Genomic DNA, 25,113 nt, shown 5'->3' with positions numbered 1-25,113 from the left:
TGTTAGCCCTCAACCTTTTCCACTCGTACTGCATGTGCAAGATCATCAATAAGTTCCACGCGGGAATCATTGTGAGTGATAATCACTCGACCTTGTTCATTGATGATGTCTACTTCCACGCCGATTTCTACACCAGCAGCGCTGAGCGCGTGGAACTGTTCCTGATCTACTTGCAGGATTTCATTGAGCTGCACAATGCGAGCCTTCAGAGCTTGCCCGATAGGCAAATCGATGGCACGAATGCCAACATCAGGCTGAACACCTTGGTTAAATCCAATTTCGGATAAGCCCGGGATTGGGTTGCCGAAAGGAGAGCGTTGGACATCTGTAAGCACCTCGACGAGGCGACGTTCCACCTCATCGCTCATGACGTGTTCCCAACGGCATGCTTCATCGTGGACTTTGTGGATGTCTAAACCAATGATGTCTGTGAGTAGGCGCTCTGCGAGACGGTGCTTGCGCATCACTGCGATAGCTAGGGAGCGTCCTTCAGGGGTCATTTCCAGGCTACGGTCTGGGCTGACGTGGACAAGTCCATCGCGTTCCATACGAGCGACAGTCTGGCTAACAGTTGGGCCGGACTGCTCGAGGCGTTCTGCGATGCGAGCACGCAAAGGAACGATGCCTTCTTCTTCTAGCTCGTAGATAGTGCGCAGATACATTTCGGTGGTATCGACCAGATCCTTCACAGGAGACTGCCTTCCTTGTTAATCCAAACTCATTTGTTACCGCTGCCAGCAGGAGAAAACTAATTCAATGTATATTCTCTAAAAACAGAAAAAGATCATATTCGCATTGAGTCTACCGATTTTCCATATCGGTTGACCTTTGTGCTGTGGAGGGAGGTTTAAGAAACACGCCCATCGCAGGAGGTCTATTGGTTTAATTCAGCTGAACGTATCAAAGTCTAGCGAATAATAGCTAAAGTTACCTGATCTGTTGCTGGAGATAGCTATATAGATAGTAAAAGCCTGACTTTTGGAAAATTTAAGCACCTTTTAACGCCCCATTAAAGATGAAAGCGTCGAGGCTAACAAGTAGTTAGCCTCGACGCTTTCAAGGATGGATGCGGAGAATTACTGGGCGTATTCGCGCAGGCGTGATGCACGTTCGCCATCGCGTAGCTTGCTCATTACTTCGCGTTCAATTTGGCGGACTCGTTCGCGGGAGAGTCCGAAACGACGTCCAATTTGATCCAGGGTGCGTGGTACGCCGTCGTCGAGGCCATAACGGAGGCGGATAACATCCTGTTCGCGTGGTTCTAGGGTGCTAAGAACTGCACGGATATCAGAGTGCCGCATGGATGCAACAACTGCGGATTCAGCATCGGTTGCTTCAGAGTCTTCGATGAAATCTCCCAGTGGGGCTTCTTCATCTGCACCGACTGGCATGTCCAAGCTCACTGGATCGCGGGATTGGCGAAGCAGCATCTCAATCTTGGACTCTTCAATGCCGGATTCTTCGGCGAGTTCCTCATTTGTGGCTTCACGGCCAAGGTGCTGGTACATCTCGCGCTTGATGCGGGAGAGTTTGTTAACCTGCTCCACCAAGTGGACCGGGAGGCGGATCGTGCGGGATTGATCGGCCATGCCGCGGGTAATTGCCTGGCGGATCCACCAGGTTGCGTAGGTGGAGAACTTGAAGCCTTTGGAGTAATCAAATTTCTCCATGGCGCGGATAAGTCCGAGGTTGCCCTCTTGGATAAGGTCTAGCAAAGGCATGCCGCGGCCGGTATAGCGCTTTGCTAGGGACACCACTAGGCGCAGGTTCGCCTCGAGGAGGTGGGAACGAGCTTTTTTGCCGTCTTTCACAAGGACTTTAAGGTCCCGCTTCATGGCGCGAGTAAGTGGTGTGTCAGAGTCTTTGAGAAGGTGCTCTGCATAGAGACCAACTTCAATGGTCTGAGCCAGCTCAACTTCATCTTCCGCGGTAAGCAGTGCAGTTTTGCCGATGCCGTTGAGGTAAACACGAACGAGATCCTGTGAAGGGTTGTCGTTGGTTTGACCTCTCCTGCTGCCGGGATCTACCTCACGATCAGTCGTTGCGAGATCCTGCGTGGACGGTGCTGTCATAACTGGCCTCCTAAATTCGCGGTTCAAGAGATTTAACGAGTCGCTTGTTAAAAAAGTTCCCACGAGGATATGTATAGATCTTTACACCCCCATATTGGGGATATTCCAGTATTCAGACTTGACTGCTTAGCATTCAACTAAAATGGTGAATGGTCCGTCGTTGACGGATGCAACTTTCATCATTGCGCCAAATTGTCCTTGTTCCACAGTAATCCCACGCTCTTTTAAGCCTTGTGCGATCTTACGAATGATTGGTTCTGCAATATCTCCCGGAGCAGCATCTGACCAGGAGGGGCGGCGACCTTTGGCAGTGCGACCATGCAAGGTGAACTGGCTGACGAGAAGGACAGGAGCTGCTGCATCGCTCACGGACTGCTCACTGTCCAAGATGCGCAGTTCAGCAATTTTACGCACCATGGTCTGCCATGCATCATCGGCATCGGCGATACCGACGCCAACGAGAGCGAGAATACCGCCGGTATCTGGACAATCAATTGCGCCGACGATGTCGCCGTCCACGCTTACGCTTGCGGAACTGACCCGGGTTAATACTGCTTTCACAACAATCCTTAAAGAGGTTTTAGGAATCGAGAAGATCGGCGGGGAGCACAAGTCCGTGGCGGATGAGATCAACAAGCGCTGCAATGGCACTGTTGTGCAAGGCTTCTCCATCGATGCCTTGGGCCATGGCGAACATTTCGAGGATCTCCTCAAAAGGCAGTCCGTGCGGGTTGAGACCCGCCACGATTGCAGCTACGTGCTGATCCACATCATGTGACCACCGGGGGCCATCGGTGCGGGTAAGGCGCAGGGTGACAGAGCTAAAGCCCATGCCTTCTTCCGCATCTGCCAGGCTGATATCTTCACGTGCCACACCTGGTCGTACCTTATAGCGTGATTCCAGAATGGAATCTCTAGTTTGTTCACGCAACCAGGAGGTTCTGGCGAAGTATTCTGCTACTTCTGGGCCCAGTGGATCTTCGAAGTATTGGGTCATGGATTCAGCCAAGATATCGGACTTGAGCTCGGCATCTTCTTCCTCAAGGCGTTGGATCGCGATGAAGCCAAAGCCGACACCTGTAACGTTGGCCTTCGCGAAGTGATTGAGCCATTCTGTGGTACGCGATGCTGCTTCTGGGCTGCGCAAATCGAGGGATTCATCGGCCAGCCAGGTGCCCACGTACTGCGCCGGGCTTACGGCATCACGTTCAATAATCCACGCTACATAGCCATGATCAGGAAGCCATTCTGCAACGCGTTGCTGCCAGGATTGATCAGCAGAGTGCACCCAGGCGCCAAGCAAATGCGCGGTGCCTCCAGGTTTCAGGTGCGCGCAGGCCTCTTTAACCACCAATGCTGTTGCACCGTCTAGATCCATGCCGGAATCGCGGTAGACGTGTCCGATTTCTGGTGGGCCGACAACGAAAGGAGGGTTGGCGATGATGCGGTCAAAGAATCGACCACGCACCGGTTCAAACCAGCTGCCTTCGAGCAATTCGGTGGAGATACCGGAATCAACCAGTGTGGCTTCAGCGAAATCTAGGGCGCGAGGATGCACATCGGTTGCTGTGATTTTTTGTGCGCAGCCAGCCTGCCCCAAGACCTGGATGCCAGAGCCGGTACCCAAATCCAAGACAGTATCAACAGGGGAGGTGGGAGTGGCCTGCAAAAGAGACAAACTTGCCGCACCCACGCCCAATACATGATCGGGGCCTGGAACATGCTGAGTCATGGAGGCATCCGCATCGGAAAAGACCCACTGCTGGCGCCCTGCGATCAAATGCGGGCGAATATCGATCAAAAATTGTGCATAATCGCCCGTGATGTCCACGAGGGAGGCGTCGACAAGCATCCCGAGCACGTCCCCGAGCAAGCTAGCAAGCTTATCGACGCGCACCTGGTCGCGTAGTACAAACGCCCGTAGGGCGAGGCTCAGCTCCGATTCCGGCAAGGAATCCAGGTGGAAGCGTACAGCCGCCGGCTGACCCGCGTGCATGGACGCCGTGAAATCGGGGCCCAGCATATTATTGATGCCAGTGGTGGTGTAACCGATCTCGCGGAAGCGACTTTTCAGGGCTGCAGCAGCCTCGGTGAGTGAGGTTCTAGCGTGAGTCATTTATGTATCGTTTTCTTCTTCTTGAGCATCGATGATTAATCCATCAAAGCTGCGCCTAATATCTACTTCTTGAGAGCGGTTATCCAACTGTGGGGCCTGCTGGGCTTCCAATCGTGCCCGTTCATTCATCTCCCGTACAAGAGCCGGCTTATAGACGTTTTTCTCGCGCGGATCCCGCGGATCGCCTTGCCCATTTGCAATCACCACGGCCACCCACGGCAGGGGTACTGAGATGATAAATAACACAACCGCCAAAAACCAGGCATGCCACATGATCCACGACACGCCCGCCAAAATCAGCAACGGGATACGCGCGGCTTGAATGACATTGTAAATACGCCGACGTCGACGCATATCCTGCATGGGCGTGCGTTTTTTATCCGTCACAAGTAAGACTTCATTGCGGTGGAATAACTTCTTTAAGCGACTGTTGGGCGAATGCTCCGACTCGCCGGAAGACCGGTCATGTCGGTCTTTTCGCTGGTTCATATCGAACAGGGTAGTCCGTTTAGTGACAACGGAGGAATCTGGGGCATGATGGTTTAAGTGAGAACAACAACGAAGACCATTGAACGTCCCGATGTCAGGGAAGATAACGCGACTAGCGACGACACCCCGAAGTTCTTCCACTACGTGAAGAAGGACCAAATCGTGGAGTCCGCCGTGAGCGGTCGCATGGTTGTTGCCCTATGCGGCGACACCTTCCCAGTGACGAAACAAGCAAAGCCCGGCTCACCTGTGTGCCCGGATTGCGAGAGAATTTTTAAGGGTATGCGTAAGAAGTGAGTTCTAATCTAAGAGCGTGGCAGCGTGCAGCTCTGGATAAATTTCTAGCAAATAAACCCCGTGATTTCCTGGCCGTGGCAACCCCCGGCGCAGGTAAAACCACGTTTGCGTTGCGCGTGGCCACGGAATTAAAAGCATCCCGCACGGTTGATCGAATTATTGTTGTCGTGCCCACCGAACACCTCAAAGTGCAGTGGTCACATGCTGCAGCTCGCGTCGGGCTGGCATTAGACCCTGAGTTTAAAAACTCAGGCAGCATCAACCCTGCTTATGACGGCATCTGTGTGACGTATGCCCAGGTGTCTATGCACCCGTTTAAGCACTACCAACTAACCATGGCTCGTCGCAGTTTGGTGATCTTGGACGAGATCCACCACGGTGGTGATGCAAAAAGCTGGGGCGAGGGCATCAGCCAGGCTTACCGCGATGCGGAACACCGGTTGGCACTCACTGGTACGCCGTTTCGTTCTGATGATTCACAAATTCCCTTTGTGCGCTATCAGGAAGATGCAGAGGGGCATATGGTGTCTACCTCTGACCACACGTACGGCTATTCAGAAGCACTAGCTGATGGCGTTGTGCGTCCCGTGGTATTCCTTGCCTACTCAGGTGAAGCTCGTTGGCGTGACAGTGCTGGCGAAGAATACGCCGCGCGGTTGGGTGACCCCCTTAATCCGGAACAAACCACAAAAGCATGGCGTACTGCACTAGATCCCAAGGGCGATTGGATCCCCGCAGTGCTCTCCGCAGCACACACCCGCTTGATGCAACTGCGTCAAAACATCCCCGATGCGGGTGGCTTGGTTATTGCTTCAGATACGAAGACAGCACGTGCCTATGCAAAAATCTTAGGCACCTTGTCTTCGACTCCAGTAGCGGTAATTTTGTCTGATGAACCTGGTGGTTCAGACCGCATTGATGAGTTCTCCGCATCCACCGATGAGTGGATGGTGGCCGTGCGCATGGTGTCTGAAGGCGTGGACGTACCGAGGCTTGCCGTGGGAGTTTATGCCACCTCCGCCTCAACGCCACTGTTCTTCGCCCAGGCAATTGGACGTTTCGTACGATCACGCATGCCAGGTGAAACGGCATCCGTATTCTTACCTTCCGTCCCCGTACTGCTAGAACTTGCAGAAAAACTAGAAGTATCGCGCGACCACGTCCTTGGCAAGCCCCATCGCCCCAAAGAAGGCTGGGATGATGAACTCTTACAAGAGGCCAACCGCACCGAGTCCGAAGCGGATGACCTGCCAAAGTACGAGTCTCTAGGTGCGGAAGCTGAACTAGATTCCCTGATCTATGATGGCTCCACCTATGGCACAGGTACGTTCTCTGGCTCCGCTGAAGAGGCAGATTATTTGGGTCTTCCAGGCCTGCTTGATGCTTCACAAATGCGTGAGCTTTTACGCAAGCGCCAAGAAGAACAACTCGATGCTCGTGATCTGGCAGAAAAGCGCCGTAAAGAACTAGAAAAACAACAGCAACGCGACGCAGTCATCCACGAAAAACCTGTGGCAGAAGTAGCCAGTGATGAGATCCCACGTCTGCGCAAAGAACTCAACACCATTGTCTCCATCACCTCTGGACGCACTGGACGCCCACACGGTGCGATTCATACAGAAGCGCGCAAAAAGTGCGGTGGCCCACCAACTGCTCTCTGCAGCGCTGAACAGCTACAGGCAAGAATTGACTACTTGAGAAAGTGGTAGTGCATAACATTCTTGTTGCAATATCTCTCCCCTCAATGTCTACATCGGATGTTGAGGGTATTGTTGCTTTGGCACAAAATACATAATGTAGTGCTTCACAATTTGCAGACTTAAATTAATGGAAAGGCCAGATAATGACCACTCCGAATTACCCTTATAATGATGATTCCGGTTCCCAGAACCCTTTTAATGACGCACCTTATGGGGCGAACCAACCTGGTCCATACGATTCCTCGTACACCGGTGGATTTGAAAACTCTCCACTGAACTCGGCCAAAAATACAGCAGCAACATGGGCTTTGGGCCTAGGTATCGCATCCCTTGTCTCACTTCTGGCAGTGTTCACTGTCGTTGGTGCTTTCTTGGCGCTTCTTGCTCCAGCTTTTGCTCTCGCAGGCATCATCGTTGCCATTGTTGCCCTAGTAAAGGCGAAAAAGATTAATGGCCCAGGAAAGCGTAAAGGTTTCGCGATCACTGGCCTGATCTTGTCGATTCTGACACTTGTAGTGCTCATCGGTATTACCATTATTGCTGTCACGCTTTTCGCTAATTCCGGACTTGTAGAATGCGCAAACTTGCCTGATGCTGCAGCTCAACAGCAGTGTGTTGAAGACATTATCAACGGATACTAAACACTAATCCCCGAAGGTCTTGTGCTTGCTTGATAGGGCGCAGGATCTTCATTGAGCATAAGGAAATAATGTCTGAACCAGCCACATCGACGCATGCTGTTGCGGAGCGTAGTGCACAAAAAACGAGAATTTTATCGCCAGATATTGCTCGTGGCATCGCACTTTTAGGTATCGCTTTAGCCAATGTGGCAACGGCATGGATACCTAGCCCAAGCGGAGCAGCAGCAAACAATATCGGAGGCATAGTTCACGATTCTGTCTTCGAACAGATCTATGCAGTCTTTGCCACCATGTTTATTCACGTTCGTGGATTGCCCATGTTCTCCACATTGCTGGGCTACGGCGTGGGCATGATCGTCTATAGCTTGTGGCGCCGCCAGTACCCAGATACCGCAGCTAGGGGAGTGTTGCTGAGACGATATGGTTTCTTAGCCCTTTTTGGCGTGATCCATATGGTGTTCTTATTTTGGGGCGACATCATGTTTTTCTATGGGATTGCAGGCATGCTCTTTGCCGCATTGATGACCTTAAAAGATAAAGCTCTGTGGTGGATCGCTGGCCTGATGATGTCAGTCTATGCAGTATTTGGTGTGGGGATGAGCGTTGTGCTGCCTCTGATTTTGGAGGATTCCACCTTAGCTGCCTCCACTGGTCTGGATCTTACTTTTGCTTCCTACGGGGAATACCTCGGCATGGGAGTACTCATGGTTCCTTTGCAATTTGGCATACTCCCAACGGAAATTTTGATGCTCATGCCCCTGATGATCGTGGGCTATATTGCGGCTCGTCACCGAGTACTGTCTAGGGTTGATGAGTTTAGAAAGCCACTGTGGATTGCCACCTCGGTGTCCATCGCGGTTGCGGTCCTCGTCGGACTTCCATGGGGCCTCTCCGAAATTGGTGTTCTACCCCAAGAAACCGTGACTATGTTCTATGGATTGAACCAAGCATTGGGCGCTCTCAGTGGACCTGGCATCGTGGCAGCTATAGCTTTGCTGGTTCAGCCATTGCAGCGCAAAATTAATAGTGGTGATGCAGCGTCATTTCCGCTTCCCATCAAGATGGTTGCAGCGCTTGGCGCACGTTCCATGAGCGGCTATGTTGCGCAATCAATCCTGTTCCTTATTTTCGCCCAACCTTTTACTTTCGGAATTGGCCAAGGTGGCGGAATCCTTGCAGGTGCGGGCGTCGCATTAGCTATCTGGCTAGTCACTCTGATTGGTGCGTATGTCATGGAATTAGCTGGAAAACGCGGTCCTTTTGAAACTTTGCACCGCTATGTGGCCTACGGCAAAAAGGGACTTCAGGACCCTTATGTACCGAAACATATCGCAGGCGCATATCCGCAGCTTCCCGAAACGATGCCTTTAGACAAAGCATCGGAAAAATACTCTCAATAAGCGGACCTGTTTTTAGCGCTCCTTGTGAACTGAGATTGTGCAGTACTGATCTCAGCTTGCGCGGAGCGCTTTTTCAGGGGATAACGGAAATGCGTTGTGAGGTGTTTTAAAGTCCCAGAGTGATTCGTATGGCGTAGGTGCTTTGCGTCGCTTAGACGGGATTCTAGAAGGGGTTATTTTGGGGGTGATTGGGGTTGCTGAGGATCCTGTGAGATCGCGGTGCAAAAATTCGTTCCAGACGCCGTTGTCACCCGTTAAGTGGAACGAAGATTTGTGCCTCACCGTCGGAAGAATGCAAATACTCGTTCGATTCTCAAGTTTTCTAGCGATTCGGACCGAGGATTTGCATCTTGCTCACTGAGGAGGTGAAAGAGCCTCAATCATCATGCAGTTGGCATATCCTAAAGCGACTTTAGTCCAGGAGAATAGAAAAACCGGGCTGAAACAATCCACAAAGGGAAAGTTTCAGCCCGGCAGCCCAGCAGATCAGTATTCCAGAAGCCCGGACACTCAGAAATTAATCCAGGTAGTCGCGCAGCACCTGGGAGCGTGATGGGTGACGCAGCTTAGACATGGTCTTGGACTCAATCTGGCGGATACGTTCACGGGTGACACCGTAAACCTGACCGATTTCGTCTAAAGTGCGTGGCATTCCATCGGTGAGGCCGAAGCGGAGCTTAACCACGCCAGCTTCACGTTCGGACAGGGTCTCTAGAACATCTTGCAGTTGATCCTGCAGCAAGGTGAAGGAGACGGCGTCAACGGCAACGACTGCTTCGGAGTCTTCGATGAAGTCGCCGAGCTGGCTGTCGCCTTCGTCGCCGATGGTCTGGTCGAGGGAGATTGGCTCGCGGGCATACTGCTGGATTTCCAGTACCTTCTCCTCGGAGATGTCCATTTCCTTGGACAGTTCCTGTGGGGTCGGTTCGCGGCCGAGTTCCTGGAGCAGTTCACGCTGAATGCGACCAAGTTTGTTGATCACTTCAACCATGTGGACTGGGATACGGATGGTACGAGCCTGGTCTGCCATGGCGCGGGTGATGGCCTGGCGGATCCACCAGGTTGCGTAGGTGGAGAACTTGTAGCCCTTGGAGTAGTCGAACTTCTCCACGGCACGGATCAGGCCAAGGTTGCCTTCCTGAATCAAGTCAAGGAAAGCCATGCCACGGCCGGTGTATCGCTTAGCCAGGGAGACAACCAGACGAAGGTTAGCTTCGAGGAGGTGGTTCTTGGCCTTGCGTCCGTCACGAGCGATTGCACGGAAGTCGCGCTTTACCGCAGGAGTGAGCTTCGCTTCCTTGTCTCCGGCAGCAAAGGCATCCTCCATTTCTTCCATTTTGTGGGTGGCGTAGAGGCCAGCTTCGATGCGCTTGGCCAAGGAGACTTCCTGCTCTGCGTTAAGCAGTGCAACTTTACCGATTTGCTTGAGGTAAGCGCGGACGGAGTCAGCGGATGCGGTCAGTTCAGCATCTTTACGAGCTTGGCGCAGGGTTGCGGATTCATCCTCATCCCAGACAGAAGAGCCGTCTTCCTCATCGTCGTCTTCTGCTTCTTCGCCGAGTGGCTCTACGCCGTCTTCGTCTTCGTCATCTTCTGCGATGCCTTCAACGAAGTCCACGTCACCGTCAAAGTCTTGCTCATCTTGAACGAGTGTTTCTTTGCTATCGTCAGCAGGCGCTTCTTCGCCCTTGGCGGTTGCTGGTGCAGCCTTTGGTGCAGCAGCCTTTTTAGCAGGTGCTTTACGTGCTGTCTTTTTGACAGTTTTCTTAGCGACCTTCTTGGCTGGTGCCTTCTTGACTGGAGCGGCGGTTTCTGCAGCGTCAACAGTGGTGGACACGTCAGCTGCAGGGCTAGTGCCATCGATGCTGCGTGCAGGGGTGTCCACGAGGGGAGCCTCTGGTGCTGCTCCTAGTGGGGTAGCCGCGCGCGGTGCTGCTTTTCGTGCGGTCTTTCGTGCGGTCTTTTTAGCGACCGTCTTTTTTGCTACGTTGTTTTCTACCATGCTGCTCTCCACGGCTCCTGGTGCATTTTCATCGACATCTCCGACTGATCCGAGTGAAGCTTTAACACTTCTTCCATGTGAGATGTGTTTAAGTGTGAATACCTATATACAACAATAGGGAAACGTATTTGTTCCCTAAAAACGCCGAAAAAGTATCCCCAACTTTGGGTACATCTCTATGGGTGTGGTCAGCCGATCAATTGTTCATGTCCCTGGTGCCTTCTCCTGGGGAAGTCTCAATTGCTCCCGATTTTTTAACACCGGAATGCGTTGAGTCAAGTACTTCTTTGGAGGCTTAAAGGGGTGAATCAATCTCATGGTTAACTCTTGTCCACGATCAGCGTTCCATTATAGTTGAACAACTACGCTGATGTCACAAAGGGGCCTGATTTTCCTACAGCAAGGCGCGCTGTGAATCAAGGCCTTGGACAAAGATCACCTTTGTATCAGTTATGGCGCAAGGTGTTTATTCACCGCCATTGCAGCGCCCACAATCCCGGCGCGATTTCTTAGTTCAGCTGGCACGACTTCTGTTTCTAGCTCTAGTAATGGGAGCCATTTTTCGTGTTTTCTGGAGATGCCACCGCCAAGGATAAAGACGGAGGGGGAGAAGAGCATCTCGTATTCGCGTAGGACTTTGTTTAGGCGCTTTGCCCATTTCTTCCAGGACAGATCTTCGTTTTCTTTCACGGCAGCTGATGCGAGGTGTTCTGCTTCTTCGCCGTCGATGATCATGTGGCCAAGTTCGGTGTTGGGGAAAAGCTGGCCGTCGACTAAAAAGGCGGAGCCGATTCCGGTACCTAAAGTTAAGAGGATGACAGCGCCGTCGCGGGCTGCCGGGTTGCCGAAGGTGGCTTCGGCAATGCCGGCTGCATCGGCGTCGTTGAGGACGGTGATTTCACGGCCTTCTAGGTGTCGGTCGAAAAGTTCGTGCACATCGGTGCCGATCCAGCTTTTATCAATGTTGGCTGCTGTCAGTGCGATTTGTCCGCGAACGACCGATGGCAGGGTGATGCCAACGGGTCCATCCCATTGTGCTTGAGAAATAATCTTGGCGACTACTTCTGCAACAGCTTCTGGAGTGGCTGGTTTCGGGGTGGCAATTTTGATGCGTTCATCAATAAACTCGCCGGTCTTAAGGTTAACTCGGGCACCTTTGATGCCAGAACCGCCGATATCAATTCCAAATCCAGTCTCAGTCATGCGCCCAAGTGTACAAATCACTTTCGCTTTTGGCAGGCAAGTTGTGGAAAAAACAACCATGATGGTCATATGGGACAACATTCGTTTAATGAATTGCGTGCGATCGCTGCGGAGACGGCTACGTTGACGGCTGCTCGGATTAGGGATAAGCGTGCTGAGCTGACCAATTTGTGGGATTACACCAATACGAAAAGTTCCACGGTAGATCCGGTGACCATTGTGGATACGTTGGCGGAGGATTTTATCGCTAATCGGTTGCAGGAATTGCGGCCGCAGGACGGGCTCATCGGTGAGGAAGGCACGGGGACGGCGTCGATAAGCGGTGTGACGTGGATTGTGGACCCGATTGACGGTACCGTCAACTTCCTTTATGGCCTGCCGCAATATGCGGTCTCGATCGCGGCGGCGATTGATGGCGAGGTGGTGGCTGGCGCGGTGATCAATGTGGAAACCGGGGTGCTCTACACCGCGGCGCGCCATGAAGGCGCAAGCAAATATCTGCCCGAGCACGATGAAATCGTGCCGCTGCAGGTCTCAGCAGCCACCGTGGTCAGCGAGTCCCTGGTGGCTACCGGGTTTAGCTATTCCGCTTTACGACGTTCACTCCAAGCCGATCTTTTAACCAAAATCTTGCCCACTGTGCGTGATATCCGACGTATGGGAAGTGCCGCGTTAGATCTGTGTCATCTGGCCGATGGGCAAGTAGATATTTATTATGAACATGGCCTGAACTGCTGGGATTTTGCCGCAGGCAGCCTGATTGCTGCGGAAGCCGGAGCTATTGTGCGTGCTCCTGGATTGTCTATTCCAGGTTCTTCAGGAGAGATTTGTTTCGCCGCCAGCCCGAGTGTTTTTGATGCTGCACATGCGCATTTTGAAGTTGTGGGTGCTTTTGCTGCTTTAGACCGCTAAATTAACTGCACAACGTCCGTCGAATTTTGTGCCTTTGACCTGCCGGTATGACAAGAGGGAAAAACTCCTTTAATATGCGCGCATGAGAAGCTGCACAATGTAAATATGCGTTGTGCACGGCTAGTGAACGACACCCACTCGGGAGGAACAAAGATGGCTACCGATTACGACGCACCACGTCGACGCGCAGAAGATGAAATTGAGACTGACTCTCTTGAAGGCTTGAAGGCAGTTGAAAACGCGAACAGTGACATGGATGACGACGGCGAAATCGTCGAGTCTTTTGAGATCCCTACCGTGGATCTTTCCGGCGAAGAACTCAACGTTGATGTAGTTCCTCGTCGCGCGGATGAATTTACCTGTGCAAGCTGCTTCCTTGTACAGCGCAACAACCGCAAGTCTCATGTTGAGGCAGATGGCTCAGTCATCTGCCTTGATTGCGCATAATTCTGGCTCTTTTTAAAAGCTTTAAGAATTCATAAACCCCGTTTGCCTTTTGGGCGAAACGGGGTTTTCTGCTTCCACAGTATGTGGGCTCTAGCTAGCGGAAATCAGCTAGCGCAGCGTCAGCTTGTTCAGGAACAAACGCGCGCAAGAGGGCTTCAGGATCCTTGCTGCCAACCAGCCAATAAGGCGTGGAATCTTCTGGATCATCAAGCACCAGCATCACCATTTCATGCACCCAACCATGGGAAACCACAAAGGCTGCCGGGTCAAGCTGTCGGCCCATAGCGTTGCGCTTTGCTGTTGCCGGTACGGCGAGAGAACGTGCAACCACATCGGAAGGTAAGTTGGCTTGGCCGGCAATCAGCCACCTTGTGCCATCAGCATCCTGTTCTACCGCGATTACGGTATTGGACATAGAGATCAATACCCAGGCACCAATGATGGATAACAACACACCTGGAATATAGATCCAGTATTCATTGCGGTTGAGGCCAAATTGCGCAGTGAGCAGCGCGACCACGAACGCCATGGCAAGCCACCAGTACCAAGGCACCCACTGCCGTTCCCTATAAATTGTGGTTACCCCATCAGCGTTAGAGCCAGAGGGAGTAGAAGATGCAGAATTAGATTGTCGGGAATCACTCACAAAAGGCAATCCTATCTCACGGGTGATTTAAGGTCATTTCAGTGAAGGTGGGTACGCTAAAAACCGTGACTGATTTAGATCCCATCAAACTTGTCCGCCTCGACAAAGAACTTCCACTGCCCAAGCGGGCACACCGCGGTGACGCAGGCGTTGACCTTCACGCCACCACCGACACCGTGATCCAACCTGGACACCGCGAAGTAGTAGGCACCGGCATCGCCATTGCATTGCCCCTTGGCACTGTTGGCTTGGTGCACCCGCGCTCAGGCCTTGCCGCACGCGAAGGCCTCAGCATTGTCAATGCGCCTGGCACTATCGACGCCGACTACCGTGGCGAGATCAAGGTATGCCTGATCAACCTTGACCCAGCAACACCCATCACGATTACCCGTGGCGACCGCATCGCACAGCTGGTAATCCAAAAAGTAGAGCTCGTCGATTTTGAAGAAGTCGAAGAACTCAACGAGACAGTCCGCGGTGGTCAGGGATACGGCTCCACCGGAAAAACCGCTTCTTAAAATAACTCATCCGGCCAATTGGGTGGCAGGAACGCACAAGCCCCCTAGACTGGAACAAATTAGAGACGCGAAAGCATAAGGACGGGAAAATAACTCATGGCTCTATGGCCTTTTGGTAAGAAAAAAGAAGAAGTCAACGAGACTGTAGCGGAGACACCTACCGCTGATCTGCAGCAGGAGACAGAAAGCTCAGTACCAGAAGCACTCAGCTCTTTGGGGCAGGTAGAACTGGAGGAAGATCCTTCCGCAGGTGAGCCTGATCCAGAACATGATGCCATCAACGGTGAGACTGGTCCTTTTGATGCTGGTTCCGTGAACATCCAAGACTTCGATTTCTCTGATTTCTCCAAGGGAGTTTTAGATCTCGGCTCACTCCAAATTCCACTACCTCAAAACTCTGAGGTCCAAGTGGAAATGGGCGAACAAGGTCCCCGTATGCTCCACGTAGTCACCCAATTTGGTCGCATCACACCAGTTGCTTTCGCAGCACCTACCTCCGCTGGACAATGGCGCGTAGCAACCAAAGAGATCGCCGAAGGCATGCGCCGAGATGGCCTGACTGTTCGAGTAGAACATGGACCTTGGGGCAGGGAAGTAGTCGGCGCAGCTAATGACCGCACCATCCGCATTGCTGGCGTCGATGGCCCACGATGGATGCTGCGCATGACCATGATCAGCCCAGCAGACCGCGCAGATGACATGCGTGATCTGGGACGCGAAGTAATCGCTCGCACCTTCGTCAACCGCGGTGATGCTCCCATCCTCGCAGGAAGCCCACTTCCAGTAGCACTACCTAAACAACTGGCAGAACAAGTCCAACAAGCAATGGCACAACGCGCAGCCCAAGCAGCAGCTACCGAATCAGCTGCAAGCACTCCAGCTCAGAGCCCCGATCAGGGAAATTCCACCAACGCAGAGTAAGGTTAAACTCTTTGCGCTGTTCCACCACACGCTGGAACAGAAAACTTTTTGAAAGTGAAACGAGGACCAAGGTCACATGACTGACACCGTCGAACTCGCCAAAGGCGACATCATCTCCGTGGAGGTGCTCAGGCCAGCTCACGGCGGTGAAGGCATTGCACACCACGACGGCCGAGTTATCTTCGTCAAGGGTGGTATCCCAGGCGACGTCGTAGACTTGGAAATCACCCAGCTGAAAAAGAAATGGGCACGAGGCGAAGTTTCCAAGGTGACCACCGCATCACCTAACCGCGTTGATTCCCGCTGCCCAGCAGCCGCTGCAGGCGCAGGTTGCTGCGACTACGCAGAACTCAATCCAAACGTGGAACTAGAAATCAAGTCCCGCGTCCTCCGCGACCAGCTAGAGCGCATCGGTGGCGTAGAAGAACTCCCAACCTTCGAACTCCACGATCTCACACCAGCTGCCGGCTGGCGCACACGCGTCCGCCTCGGCGTCGATGCCTCCGGTCGCGCCGGGTTCCGCAAGCTCAAGAGCAATGACCTGGTCACCGAAGCTGCGTGCTCCCAGGTTGTTCCAGAGCTTCTCGACGGGCTCGTCGGCGAAGGCGCTCGACATTTCACCCCAGGTGTAGAAATCATTGCAGCTATCGACAGCCAGGGACAGCGTCACGTCGTAGAGTCCCGCAAGGCACCTCGTGGACGACGCACCGAAACTGTCCTGAAGGTTCTTGAAGGCACCGGCGAAGTTGAGCAGACCGTTGGTGAGCGCACCTGGAAGTTCCCAGTGTCCTCCTTCTGGCAGGCTCATACGCAAGCACCAGCAGCATATTCCGAGTTCATCGGCGAAGTGCTCGGCAGCCTGGAATTGGTTGACGTAGACAAGCGCGGACCTGTTGCGTGGGACCTCTACGGTGGCGTGGGCCTATTTGCACCGATTATGGCCGATAAGCTTGAAGCTGCAGTGCACTCTGTTGAGCTTTCTCCAGGTTCTGCAGAAGCTGGAGAAGAAGCTCTTGCAGGTCTTCCAGTAACCTTCCACACCGGCCGAGTTGAAGGCATGGCATCCCAGCTTCCTTCACCTCACGTTGTGGTCCTTGATCCTCCACGCACTGGCGCTGGATCCGATGTGCTCAAGCACATCGCAGAGGCAAAGCCACAGCTAGTTATCCACATCGGTTGCGATCCAGCCACCTTTGCACGTGATGTTGCAGATTGGAAGCTCAACGGCTACGAAATGGATCAGATCGCTGTATTCAACGCCTTCCCAGGCACACACCACTTCGAAACAATTGGTGTTTTCGCTCGAGTGTCTTAAGGCGGATTAAGCCTTGGCAGGCGACACAGAGTAATATAGCTCCAACACCGCAGGTGCACTTATGTTTTGTTACCTGCACAAAAGTGTCGCCAGCCTGACACTTATACAACTGTCCGCATTCGAGAAGCAAAGGTGTCTGACTCACGCCAATGGGAATTCTGAACAGTATTTCAACACCTGCTGACTTAAAAGCCCTTAACGATGAGGACTTGGATGCACTTGCCCAAGAAATCCGATCCTTCCTCGTAGAAAAAGTCGCAGCAACTGGTGGCCACCTTGGCCCAAACCTGGGTGTAGTAGAACTGACCATCGGTCTGCATCGAGTCTTTGATTCGCCGCAAGAACCGATCATCTTTGATACTTCTCACCAGTCCTATGTGCACAAGATCTTAACCGGTCGTGCGCAAGACTTTGATTCGCTACGTCAAAAAGACGGCCTTTCTGGTTATACCTGCCGGGCCGAAAGCGAACATGATTGGACAGAATCCTCGCATGCCTCTGCAGCCTTGTCTTATGCAGACGGTTTATCCAAAGCAAAACAACTCAACGGTGAGAGCAACCACAGTGTGGTAGCTGTCGTCGGTGACGGTGCTTTGACCGGCGGTATGTGTTGGGAAGCCCTCAACAATATTGCTGCCGGTAAAGACCGCAACGTGGTTGTTGTTGTCAATGACAACGGCCGCAGCTATTCACCGACGATTGGTGGATTTGCAGAAAACCTTGCTGGTCTTCGCATGCAGCCTTCCTATGATCGCTTCATGGAAAAAGGCAAGACCTCGCTGAAATCCATGGGCTGGGTAGGCGAGCGCACCTTTGAAGCACTACACGCATTCAAAGAAGGCGTGAAGAGTACCGTCATTCCAACCGAAATGTTTCCAGAACTCGGCATGAAATATGTCGGTCCTGTTGACGGTCATAACCAAAAAGCAGTAGACAACGCGCTGAAATATGCCCGTGACTATGAAGGCCCCATCATTGTCCACATGGTCACCGAAAAGGGCAGAGGCTACGCACCAGCTGAGCAAGATCTTGATGAACTCATGCACTCCACCGGTGTGATAGATCCGCTTACAGGTGCTCCAAAATCAGCATCAAAGCCAGGCTGGACCTCTGTGTTTAGCGATGAGCTGGTAAAGATTGGCGCCAAAAACGACGATGTCGTGGCAATCACCGCTGCCATGGCAGGACCTACTGGTCTGTCCAAATTTGAAGCCAATTTCCCAGAGCGTTTCTTTGACGTTGGCATTGCAGAACAGCACGCAGTGACTTCCGCTGCTGGTCTCGCTTTGGGTGGCAAACACCCAGTGGTGGCTATTTACTCCACATTCCTCAACCGTGCATTTGATCAGCTCCTCATGGATGTGGGCATGCTCAAACAACCGGTGACCATTGTGCTTGATCGATCAGGCGTGACTGGTTCCGATGGAGCCAGCCATAATGGCGTGTGGGATATGGCGCTGACCTCTATCGTTCCTGGCGTACAGGTGGCAGCACCGCGTGATGAGGATTCTTTGCGTGAGCTGCTCAATGAGGCTATTGCCATTGATGACGGCCCAACTGTTGTGCGTTTCCCTAAGGGTGAACTACCGACTCCAATTGTTGCGATCGATACCTTTGAAGACGGCGTTGATGTGTTGGCTTATGAAGATGCACCTGAAGAAGACGCACCTTCAGTTTTGATCATTGCAGTGGGCGAGCGCGCAACTGTCGCCTTAGAAGTTGCATCCAGAATCAAGAGCCATGGAGTCAACGTTACTGTGGTAGACCCACGATGGATTGTTCCCATCCCACAGTCTTTGGTGGCACTTTCTGATGACCACGATGTGGTTATCACCATTGAAGATGGCGTTATCCACGGCGGTGTGGGTTCATTGCTCTCCGATGCGCTTAATGCCGCTGAAGTAGATACCCCACGCAGACAGATCGCTGTTCCACAGAAATATCTGGATCACGCTACCCGCAATGAAGTCTTGGCTGATTATGGCCTAGACGCAGATGGTATTGAAACCACTGTTGTCGGTTGGTTGGATTCACTATTCGGAGAAGAGTAACAGCCTCTTTTAAATAAAAGCATCGGGCGGATAACCCTTAGAAGGTTATCCGCCCGATGCTTTTATTTATTTAGTAGCTATGAGAAATTCTAAAACAGTTGCTCTGGTTTTTTAGATTTTCAGCAGCGCTTTAGCCAAGATCGGGAACGTTTGTTCAATCTGCCATGGCCTGGCTCCATAATCATGCAGCACAGCATTGAGCGTTTCAGCATTATGGATGTCACCGGTATGTTTCGCCATCCAGACAACTACTCGCAGAGTTGAAGGCTGCAGGATATTCTCGCCGGGAACGTTGAGGTCGGCGCCGAGGTCGTCGATAAGCGCTCTAAGCTCTTGGAGCACTTCGTGCTCTTCTGGGTAGAAGGAGCTCCAGGCGCGGCGGTCCGGGATGCCGTCTTTGCGTCGCTGGGGCTTTGGCCAGTTTTTGCGAGGTGATTTGAGGGCGCGCGTGAGAATGCGGAACCAGCGCTGCGTGGCACCTTGAGATTTTCCAGGGAAGCCTTTGACTTGAGCCAGTGCTGCTGGGGTGCGGGGGAGGACACGGGCGACTTCCACAATGACTTTGTTGGACAGTACTTTTCCGGGTGCCAAGTCACGAGACGCGGCGAAAGCATCCCGTTCCAACCACATTTCTCGAGCTGCCACCAATTGTTCTGGTCGCTTGAGAGTGGATAAACCTTTGAGGTCTTGCCAGGAAGTCTGTGCAGGTTCTGTCACATCGGCAAATTGAGTGATGATATGTTCAAATTCTTGCTCCGCCCAGCGAAGTTTTCCCTGCTGATCAAGGAGCTCAGCCATGACATCGGCAAGCTCAAGGAGCATTTCCACATCGAGTGCGGCGTAGTTGAGCCAGGATTCAGGCAGCGGACGCTTGGACCAATCTTCAGATCCGTGGCCTTTGAGCAAGTGGAGTTCAAAGATTTGTTCCACCATGGAGGCCAGGTTGACGTGATCAAATCCAGCTAGTCTGCCGGCAAGCTCGGTATCAAAGAGCAACCCGGGGTGAAGATCGAGCCACGCAAGGCTTGGCAAATCGGTGCTGGCTGCGTGAATAATCCACTCTTGGCCATTGAGTACAGGTTTGAGTGCCTGAGTTAATTCAGGGCGAAACTGCTCCGGATCGAAAAGAAGAGTACCGCTGCCACGACGTCGAATCTGAATCAAAAATGCCCGGTCATCGTATCTAAAACCGGACGCGCGCTCCGTATCAATAGCGAAGGGGCCAGTTCCGCTTGCTAAGAGATCTGCAGCAGCAGCAAACTCACCGGGAGTCGATAGCAATGACGGAATACCGTCGCGGGGTTGAAGAAGATCAGAAACCATAATCTCTAATCTACCTGTGCAGTTCGGTTACACCTTCGGGGGGAAGGCCAGCGACTGATGCAAGAACCGCAGCAAAGGCTTCGACATGTGCAGTGAGATCAGTGCCAGTAGCTGTCCAAGAAGCACGCATCTCAACTTGATAAGCGCTGGGTGGGCCACCAATTTCACCGAAACGAACCGAGGTAGTAGAAGTGACAGTTCCACCTAGATTAGTAAAACCTGCACCGGCTTCTTCGAGTCCTTCATTGAGCCATTGCCAAGCAACTTCAGGCAGTAGAGGATCGGAGGCAACCGCATGATCCATATCAGCTTGAATATAGGCGACAAGCCGCATCGCCCCTTCCCAGGTTTCTTCGGCACCTGGATCATGAAGCAGAATTAAGCGGCCGAATGAATCACCGTCACTATTGGTAGCAATGGTATCCGACTCTTCATAGGTTCCAACTTCAAGGCCGATGGCATGCGAAAAAGGCGCCAGGCGCTGAGGAGGCCTAATTGTGCCCAAAGTAAGTTCTGGGCGCAGGCGCGCTCTATGCATTGACTCAACCGCTTCGGAAAACTCCGCGGGAGTGCCCTCTGCCGCGATGGCCGAGGTCTTGTGCTGAGAGGTCGCTTCGGAATCGATCACAAACTGTAACTTACTTATTGTTCTGGAAACTCTGGGGAGGCGCGCCGATTATTTCATGTGTGTCCCTTTTCTATTTGCCATAAGGCCAGCGCAGGGGGATTGTGCAGGGGGTGTTTTCCCAAAAGATTGCAATCAAACTTATGATGGATGAAGAGGTGCGCGTTTTGAATAGTAAAACCTGCACTACGATTCATTCGCTAAAGGATCTGGTCACTGATAATGGCCAAGATTCACGAAAGGAAGTTCACCTGTGAGCGAGCTCGACGTTAAACAGCTCAACAAATTGCAGCGCTACTCTCAGTGGGCGGTGTTCCGTGCGATTCCTGGAGCACTGGATGATGATCGCACTGCGGTAACTGAACAAGCAGCGAAATTCTTTGCTGATCTGGAAGCAGAGGGCAAGGTTGTTGTCCGCGGCATTTATGATGCTTCTGGTGTGCGTGCTGATGCTGATTACATGATCTGGTGGCATGCAGAAAACTTCGAAGACCTGCAGAAGGCTTTCGCTGATTTCCGCCGTACCACCATTTTGGGTCAGGTTTCTGAAGTCTTTTGGATCGGAAACGCTCTCCACCGTCCATCTGAGTTCAACAAGGCTCACTTGCCTTCATTCATCATGGGTGAGGAAGCAAAGGATTGGATTACTGTGTACCCATTCGTGCGCAGCTACGACTGGTACATTATGGAGCCTTTGAAGCGTTCTCGAATTCTCCGCGAGCACGGTCAGGCTGCTGTTGAATTCCCAGATGTTCGTGCAAACACCGTACCGGCTTTCGCACTGGGTGACTACGAATGGGTGCTGGCTTTCGAAGCTGATGAGTTGCACCGCATTGTCGATTTGATGCACAAGATGCGTTACACCGAGGCTCGCCTCCACGTCCGCGAGGAGCTGCCATTTGTTTCTGGACAGCGCGTTGATATCGCAGATCTAATTAAGGTTCTGCCTTAAGTTTTCGCTTTTCTAGAAAAGGAGCCCTGGCCTTGTGGTCAGGGCTCTTTTCCTGTTTCGAAACCTTGTTATGAGGTCTTGTTTAGTGAGGTGTTATCTAGTCAGCATCATGAAATCCGTACTTTCATGAGAGCATCACTTTAAGACCAGACCAGGTGACCGAAGCGGCCTGAGTTTCTAGGATTTTCGGTCGCCTGGTCTGGTTGCCTGGGAGGAGCGCCGTCCTATACGACCGAAAACTAACACAGATCGATCTAGTTTGGTCACCTGGTCTGGTCTGCCATGAAATGCCGGAAAAACTTAACGCTCGTGCTCTAAAAGTAGCCTCTCAGAATCGCTCTCAAGCGCCTTAAAGTCCTGAGTCTATACAAATAGGCATCCATAAATTCCGACCCCTTAAATAGACTCCTGCTGCATATGCTCAATTGGGCACTCCGGCAAGAACCGAGCAGCACCCGAGCAAGATCGAATACCAACTAAAAAAGCCTCAGCCATAAAGGCTGAGGCTCGTTTCGTGTTAGAAGCTTTAAGAAACTGGCTTTTCTTCCAACTTCAAGCTGATGGAGTTGATGCAGTAACGAAGATCGGTTGGGGTGTCATAGCCTTCGCCTTCGAAAACGTGGCCCATGTGGGAACCGCACTTTGCGCACAGAATCTCTACGCGGCGCATACCGAGGGAAAGATCTTCCTTTTCAATGATCTTGTCGCCAGCTAGTGGGGAGAAGAAGGAAGGCCAGCCACAGTGGGATTCAAATTTCTCAGTTGAGCGGAAAAGTTCCTCGCCACAGGCACGGCAGGAGTAGACACCTTCGGTAGTGGTGTTGGTGTATTCGCCCACGTGTGGTGGTTCGGTGCCGGCTTCACGCAGAACGTGGAATTCCTGTGGGGTGAGACGCTCGCGCCACTGGGTATCGCTGATGAGTTTGAAGTCTGTCATGCTGTCCTCTCAAAAAGTTCTTGCTGTGGCTCTGTGGTGAGTGGAGAAGTGGAAGGTTTCTTTGCACGAATATCGCCAATGAACCAGATTAGTGCCGAGACAAAAGTAACGACTACTAATAGTCCCCAACCGATGGTGGCGCTGAAAAATTCCATCCAGCGCGCAATATCTGGCCATCGAGGGGAGGTAAATGTGTCGGGGGAGAGGAAGAAATATGCCGCTACCCAGGCCATCCAGTTGTGGAATACGGATCGGCTGCCCAACAAGGTGAAGATCATGGGGAAGATCATCATGGAGTAGTACATCTGTCCCAGGGAAGACAGGAAGAATACGCCAGTTAAGAGCAGTCCGGAGGTGGTTGCTGCCCAGAAGTACGGCTCGGTGTTGCGGAAACGCAGAAGTGCCAGCACTGCTAGTCCAACCATGCAGCCAAAGATGAGGAACCAGGTGATTTCCATCCAGGTTGGCATGCCGAAGTAAATGGCAAGGCCGGGAAGTGAGCTGTTGGCAAAATCGCGAGTTTCTCCAAGGTAAGGCATGGTGCGGGTGATGTAATCAGATGCTCCCGGAACCAAGAACCAAGCTACTGCATTGAAAACCACTGGGGTGAGGATGCCCAGGATGAGTGCGCCCCATTGTTTTTTCACCAATGGCAGGAAGAGCAGCGGAAGGAACATGGGCTTGACCAAAATTGCCAAGCCAATAATAAGGCCACCCAGCCATGACTTTTGATGAATCACACACCACAAGAACATGGCCAGCATGAGTAGCAAAATGCCATTGATATTGGAGAAGATCAAGGTGTTTTGCACGGTTTCTGTGAGCATCGCCAATGCGATCGACAGCGGCCAGACCATGCTGCGCAGCGCCCAACCAGACATCCGCGTCAGTAGACCCAGTGCCAAGACGATGGCAAGGAGGTTGACGGCAATAAACGTCCATCGCGCCAACGTGAAATGGGTGATATAGCCCAGTGGTGCCAGCAGGAGGGTGGCGCCTGGGTTATATAAATAGTGTGGATCTACGAAATGGTAGACCTCGTTGTAGACCGGCGTACCTTCGATGAAACGTCGTAAAGCACTATAAACCGTCGTGAAATCGTCGGTGATGGCGCCGTTAATCGCAAGCACGAAGAAGCGATGTGCCATCAGCAAAATGGCCAGAGGCCAGCCAATTGCGTTGCCGATGCCATCCCACCTGCTGCGACGTGGCACAGGGGTTGATATAGAAGGTGCTACTGGGGAGAAACTCACGTGACTAATCTAGCGAATGCCTGCGACATAAGGAGAGTCCAACACTCAGTTATCGCGCTTATACCGCAGGAAGAGGGTGCTATCTTCGTCGGCAGCAACATGCTCCAACACAAAACGCCGAGGTGTACCGTCACCGCCCTTGACCGTTGGGCGCTCCACACTGCCCGACAACATGGGATCAATCGTGTGATGCCAGACATCAATAAGATCCGCGGCTAGCATCTGCCCATACATGTTCGCGCCGCCCTCACAATCAATCCGGGCAAAACCCAAAGACCTCAGCTTATCGACGCTTCCCTCCGCCGTCAGCTCCTCCACCACAACAATCCGCGCCCCAGCCTCAACCAAAGGCTGCTGCTTGTCCGCATCAGTGTTATCCGTGATGATGATCGGCTTGACATCAGGTTCCTGGAAAAACCGCGTATTCACATCAAAATTTAACGAACCAGACATTACCGCAATCGGCGGTACTGCCTCCTGGCCCTGTGCGATGCGTTCTCGCTGAATCTCCGGCGAGAGCTGCACCCCACCATAATTTTCAGCCTTGATGGTTCCCGAACCGACCAACACCACATCCGACCACCTTCGAAGTGCAAGAAGCAGCTCTGTATCCGTAGCATTTCCCAGCTGGCCAGACGTGCCATTAATAGTGGTGGAACCATTGAGAGCCGTAACAACAATCGTTCTAAACTCAGGTGTAGAAACAGGGGAGAGGGGACCAATCAGTTCCGTGACGTCGATCATGTTTCAAGTCTAAGCCAGTGTTTGGGTGTGCGTCTGAGCGTTTGGATATTATCCGAACGTGCCGGCGGGGTTCTGATCGGAAGACCCGAGACCTAGGCCAGTGACATCTTCCATGTGGAGGACAAAGTACTTGTTGTCTGCATATTTAATATTGAGAAGGCCAAACTTTCCTGATTGTCCATTGATGCCTTCCCAGAAAGTTCCGAGCTTAATCTGGCTGCACACATCAATTCTACTGGTGTTTGCGCTTGAAGCCTGAACCAGAAGCGGCCCGATCTGTTGCTTGTTAGGATCTACGCATTTTGCAGAGGCCGAGGCAGTAGAGGTAAAGATTGCGGTGGAAGCCATCACTACGGTGACTGCAGTGATGGTGAAACGGCGCAATAAAGAAGACATGAGATTCCTGCTTTCAGGGAGGGGGAGTGGTTTCCTTTTCAGCTATCTGGCAACTGCTTTGTAGCTGATGAACTTCACCCTAAAGCGGAAAATACTGAAGTACCTCAAAAGCGGGGAGCGCTCCCCGCTGCGGGTCATTTTCAGGAATAAAAC

At 52.4% G+C, this 25,113-nt stretch carries 25 protein-coding genes; 11 read left to right on the top strand and 14 right to left on the bottom strand.

Features of this window, described 5'->3' with window-relative positions; translation table 11 throughout:
* Nucleotides 1-2: 2 nt before the first annotated feature.
* The 5 genes from ccrud_RS08280 to ccrud_RS08260 all read right to left on the bottom strand — a co-directional run bounded on the left by ccrud_RS08280 (nucleotide 3) and on the right by ccrud_RS08260 (nucleotide 4,575).
* Entirely contained in the window at nucleotides 3-689 is a 687-nt protein-coding gene (locus tag ccrud_RS08280; protein ID WP_066566050.1) for a metal-dependent transcriptional regulator, read from the bottom strand.
* A 387-nt stretch (nucleotides 690-1,076) separates the two neighbouring features.
* Nucleotides 1,077-2,072 carry a sigma-70 family RNA polymerase sigma factor gene (locus ccrud_RS08275; protein WP_066566047.1) on the bottom strand — a complete coding sequence of 332 codons (996 nt, stop codon included), beginning with the start codon at nucleotides 2,070-2,072 and terminating at the stop codon, nucleotides 1,077-1,079.
* A 126-nt stretch (nucleotides 2,073-2,198) separates the two neighbouring features.
* Entirely contained in the window at nucleotides 2,199-2,633 is a 435-nt protein-coding gene (gene dtd, locus ccrud_RS08270; RefSeq protein WP_066566045.1) for a D-aminoacyl-tRNA deacylase, read from the bottom strand.
* A gap of 19 nt (nucleotides 2,634-2,652) precedes the next feature.
* Entirely contained in the window at nucleotides 2,653-4,188 is a 1,536-nt protein-coding gene (locus ccrud_RS08265) for a DUF7782 domain-containing protein (RefSeq protein ID WP_066566043.1), read from the bottom strand.
* Complete coding sequence (locus ccrud_RS08260) at nucleotides 4,189-4,575, bottom strand: DUF3099 domain-containing protein (protein ID WP_245670209.1); 387 nt, start codon at nucleotides 4,573-4,575, stop codon at nucleotides 4,189-4,191.
* A gap of 159 nt (nucleotides 4,576-4,734) precedes the next feature.
* On the opposite strand from ccrud_RS08260, the gene ccrud_RS08255 reads away from it, so the two are divergent.
* The 4 genes from ccrud_RS08255 (at nucleotide 4,735) to ccrud_RS08240 (ending at nucleotide 8,715) form a co-directional block, all read left to right on the top strand.
* Nucleotides 4,735-4,974, top strand: coding sequence for a DUF3039 domain-containing protein (locus ccrud_RS08255; protein WP_066566041.1), 240 nt, complete (start codon nucleotides 4,735-4,737; stop codon nucleotides 4,972-4,974).
* Nucleotides 4,971-6,683 carry a DEAD/DEAH box helicase gene (locus ccrud_RS08250; RefSeq protein WP_066566039.1) on the top strand — a complete coding sequence of 571 codons (1,713 nt, stop codon included), beginning with the start codon at nucleotides 4,971-4,973 and terminating at the stop codon, nucleotides 6,681-6,683. Before ccrud_RS08255 ends, ccrud_RS08250 begins: the two co-directional genes overlap by 4 nt.
* Nucleotides 6,684-6,817: 134 nt before the next feature.
* Nucleotides 6,818-7,315, top strand: coding sequence for a DUF4190 domain-containing protein (locus ccrud_RS08245; protein WP_066566036.1), 498 nt, complete (start codon nucleotides 6,818-6,820; stop codon nucleotides 7,313-7,315).
* Between the two features lie 68 nt (nucleotides 7,316-7,383).
* Nucleotides 7,384-8,715 carry a DUF418 domain-containing protein gene (locus ccrud_RS08240; RefSeq protein WP_066566034.1) on the top strand — a complete coding sequence of 444 codons (1,332 nt, stop codon included), beginning with the start codon at nucleotides 7,384-7,386 and terminating at the stop codon, nucleotides 8,713-8,715.
* Between the two features lie 517 nt (nucleotides 8,716-9,232).
* Here ccrud_RS08240 and ccrud_RS08235 read toward each other — a convergent pair.
* Together ccrud_RS08235 and ppgK are read right to left on the bottom strand one after the other, a co-directional pair.
* Nucleotides 9,233-10,717, bottom strand: a complete 1,485-nt coding sequence (locus tag ccrud_RS08235; RefSeq protein WP_066566032.1) for an RNA polymerase sigma factor — start codon at nucleotides 10,715-10,717, stop codon at nucleotides 9,233-9,235.
* A gap of 450 nt (nucleotides 10,718-11,167) precedes the next feature.
* A complete protein-coding gene (ppgK, locus tag ccrud_RS08230; protein WP_066569741.1) occupies nucleotides 11,168-11,920 on the bottom strand; it encodes a polyphosphate--glucose phosphotransferase in 753 nt (250 codons plus the stop codon).
* Between the two features lie 69 nt (nucleotides 11,921-11,989).
* On the opposite strand from ppgK, the gene ccrud_RS08225 reads away from it, so the two are divergent.
* Together ccrud_RS08225 and ccrud_RS08220 are read left to right on the top strand one after the other, a co-directional pair.
* The gene (locus ccrud_RS08225) at nucleotides 11,990-12,832 is read left to right on the top strand and encodes an inositol monophosphatase family protein (protein ID WP_066566031.1); all 843 of its coding nucleotides are present in this window, start codon (nucleotides 11,990-11,992) and stop codon (nucleotides 12,830-12,832) included.
* A gap of 153 nt (nucleotides 12,833-12,985) precedes the next feature.
* Nucleotides 12,986-13,279, top strand: coding sequence for a DUF4193 domain-containing protein (locus tag ccrud_RS08220; protein ID WP_066566030.1), 294 nt, complete (start codon nucleotides 12,986-12,988; stop codon nucleotides 13,277-13,279).
* A gap of 94 nt (nucleotides 13,280-13,373) precedes the next feature.
* On the opposite strand, the gene ccrud_RS08215 is transcribed toward ccrud_RS08220, so the two are convergent.
* A complete protein-coding gene (locus ccrud_RS08215) occupies nucleotides 13,374-13,925 on the bottom strand; it encodes a DUF3093 domain-containing protein (RefSeq protein ID WP_066566028.1) in 552 nt (183 codons plus the stop codon).
* Between the two features lie 65 nt (nucleotides 13,926-13,990).
* On the opposite strand from ccrud_RS08215, the gene dut reads away from it, so the two are divergent.
* The 4 genes from dut to dxs all read left to right on the top strand — a co-directional run bounded on the left by dut (nucleotide 13,991) and on the right by dxs (nucleotide 18,730).
* Nucleotides 13,991-14,443 (top strand): dUTP diphosphatase, encoded by a 453-nt coding sequence (gene dut, locus ccrud_RS08210; RefSeq protein ID WP_066569735.1) that lies wholly within the window; start codon nucleotides 13,991-13,993, stop codon nucleotides 14,441-14,443.
* Between the two features lie 96 nt (nucleotides 14,444-14,539).
* Nucleotides 14,540-15,364: a DUF3710 domain-containing protein gene (locus tag ccrud_RS08205; protein ID WP_066566026.1), complete on the top strand. Its 825-nt coding sequence runs from the start codon at nucleotides 14,540-14,542 to the stop codon at nucleotides 15,362-15,364.
* A gap of 76 nt (nucleotides 15,365-15,440) precedes the next feature.
* On the top strand, nucleotides 15,441-16,679 hold the full coding sequence (locus ccrud_RS08200) for a class I SAM-dependent RNA methyltransferase (RefSeq protein WP_066566022.1): 1,239 nt from the start codon (nucleotides 15,441-15,443) through the stop codon (nucleotides 16,677-16,679).
* Nucleotides 16,680-16,828: 149 nt separating this feature from the next.
* Complete coding sequence (dxs, locus tag ccrud_RS08195; RefSeq protein WP_066566019.1) at nucleotides 16,829-18,730, top strand: 1-deoxy-D-xylulose-5-phosphate synthase; 1,902 nt, start codon at nucleotides 16,829-16,831, stop codon at nucleotides 18,728-18,730.
* Between the two features lie 111 nt (nucleotides 18,731-18,841).
* Here dxs and ccrud_RS08190 read toward each other — a convergent pair whose 3' ends face one another.
* Complete coding sequence (locus ccrud_RS08190; RefSeq protein WP_066566016.1) at nucleotides 18,842-20,053, bottom strand: ribonuclease D; 1,212 nt, start codon at nucleotides 20,051-20,053, stop codon at nucleotides 18,842-18,844.
* 10 nt (nucleotides 20,054-20,063) lie between these two features.
* The gene (locus ccrud_RS08185; protein WP_066566014.1) at nucleotides 20,064-20,681 is read right to left on the bottom strand and encodes a DUF3000 domain-containing protein; all 618 of its coding nucleotides are present in this window, start codon (nucleotides 20,679-20,681) and stop codon (nucleotides 20,064-20,066) included.
* Between the two features lie 250 nt (nucleotides 20,682-20,931).
* Here ccrud_RS08185 and hemQ point away from each other — a divergent pair, with 250 nt between their 5' ends.
* Nucleotides 20,932-21,630 (top strand): hydrogen peroxide-dependent heme synthase, encoded by a 699-nt coding sequence (gene hemQ / locus ccrud_RS08180; RefSeq protein ID WP_066566009.1) that lies wholly within the window; start codon nucleotides 20,932-20,934, stop codon nucleotides 21,628-21,630.
* 526 nt (nucleotides 21,631-22,156) lie between these two features.
* Here hemQ and msrB read toward each other — a convergent pair.
* The 4 genes from msrB to ccrud_RS08160 are packed head-to-tail and all read right to left on the bottom strand — an operon-like array spanning nucleotide 22,157 to nucleotide 24,960.
* Nucleotides 22,157-22,567, bottom strand: a complete 411-nt coding sequence (gene msrB, locus ccrud_RS08175; protein ID WP_066566007.1) for a peptide-methionine (R)-S-oxide reductase MsrB — start codon at nucleotides 22,565-22,567, stop codon at nucleotides 22,157-22,159.
* On the bottom strand, nucleotides 22,564-23,820 hold the full coding sequence (gene aftC, locus ccrud_RS08170; RefSeq protein WP_211271298.1) for an arabinofuranan 3-O-arabinosyltransferase: 1,257 nt from the start codon (nucleotides 23,818-23,820) through the stop codon (nucleotides 22,564-22,566). Before aftC ends, msrB begins: the two co-directional genes overlap by 4 nt.
* 45 nt (nucleotides 23,821-23,865) lie before the next feature.
* Nucleotides 23,866-24,564 carry a pyrimidine reductase family protein gene (locus ccrud_RS08165; RefSeq protein WP_066566005.1) on the bottom strand — a complete coding sequence of 233 codons (699 nt, stop codon included), beginning with the start codon at nucleotides 24,562-24,564 and terminating at the stop codon, nucleotides 23,866-23,868.
* 48 nt (nucleotides 24,565-24,612) lie between these two features.
* A complete protein-coding gene (locus ccrud_RS08160) occupies nucleotides 24,613-24,960 on the bottom strand; it encodes a hypothetical protein (protein ID WP_066566001.1) in 348 nt (115 codons plus the stop codon).
* Nucleotides 24,961-25,113 lie beyond the last annotated feature (153 nt).

The organism is Corynebacterium crudilactis (assembly GCF_001643015.1).
GTDB lineage: Bacteria > Actinomycetota > Actinomycetes > Mycobacteriales > Mycobacteriaceae > Corynebacterium > Corynebacterium crudilactis.
The sequence above is the reverse complement of the archived record's forward strand: the minus strand, read 5'-3'. Positions and strand labels throughout refer to the sequence as shown.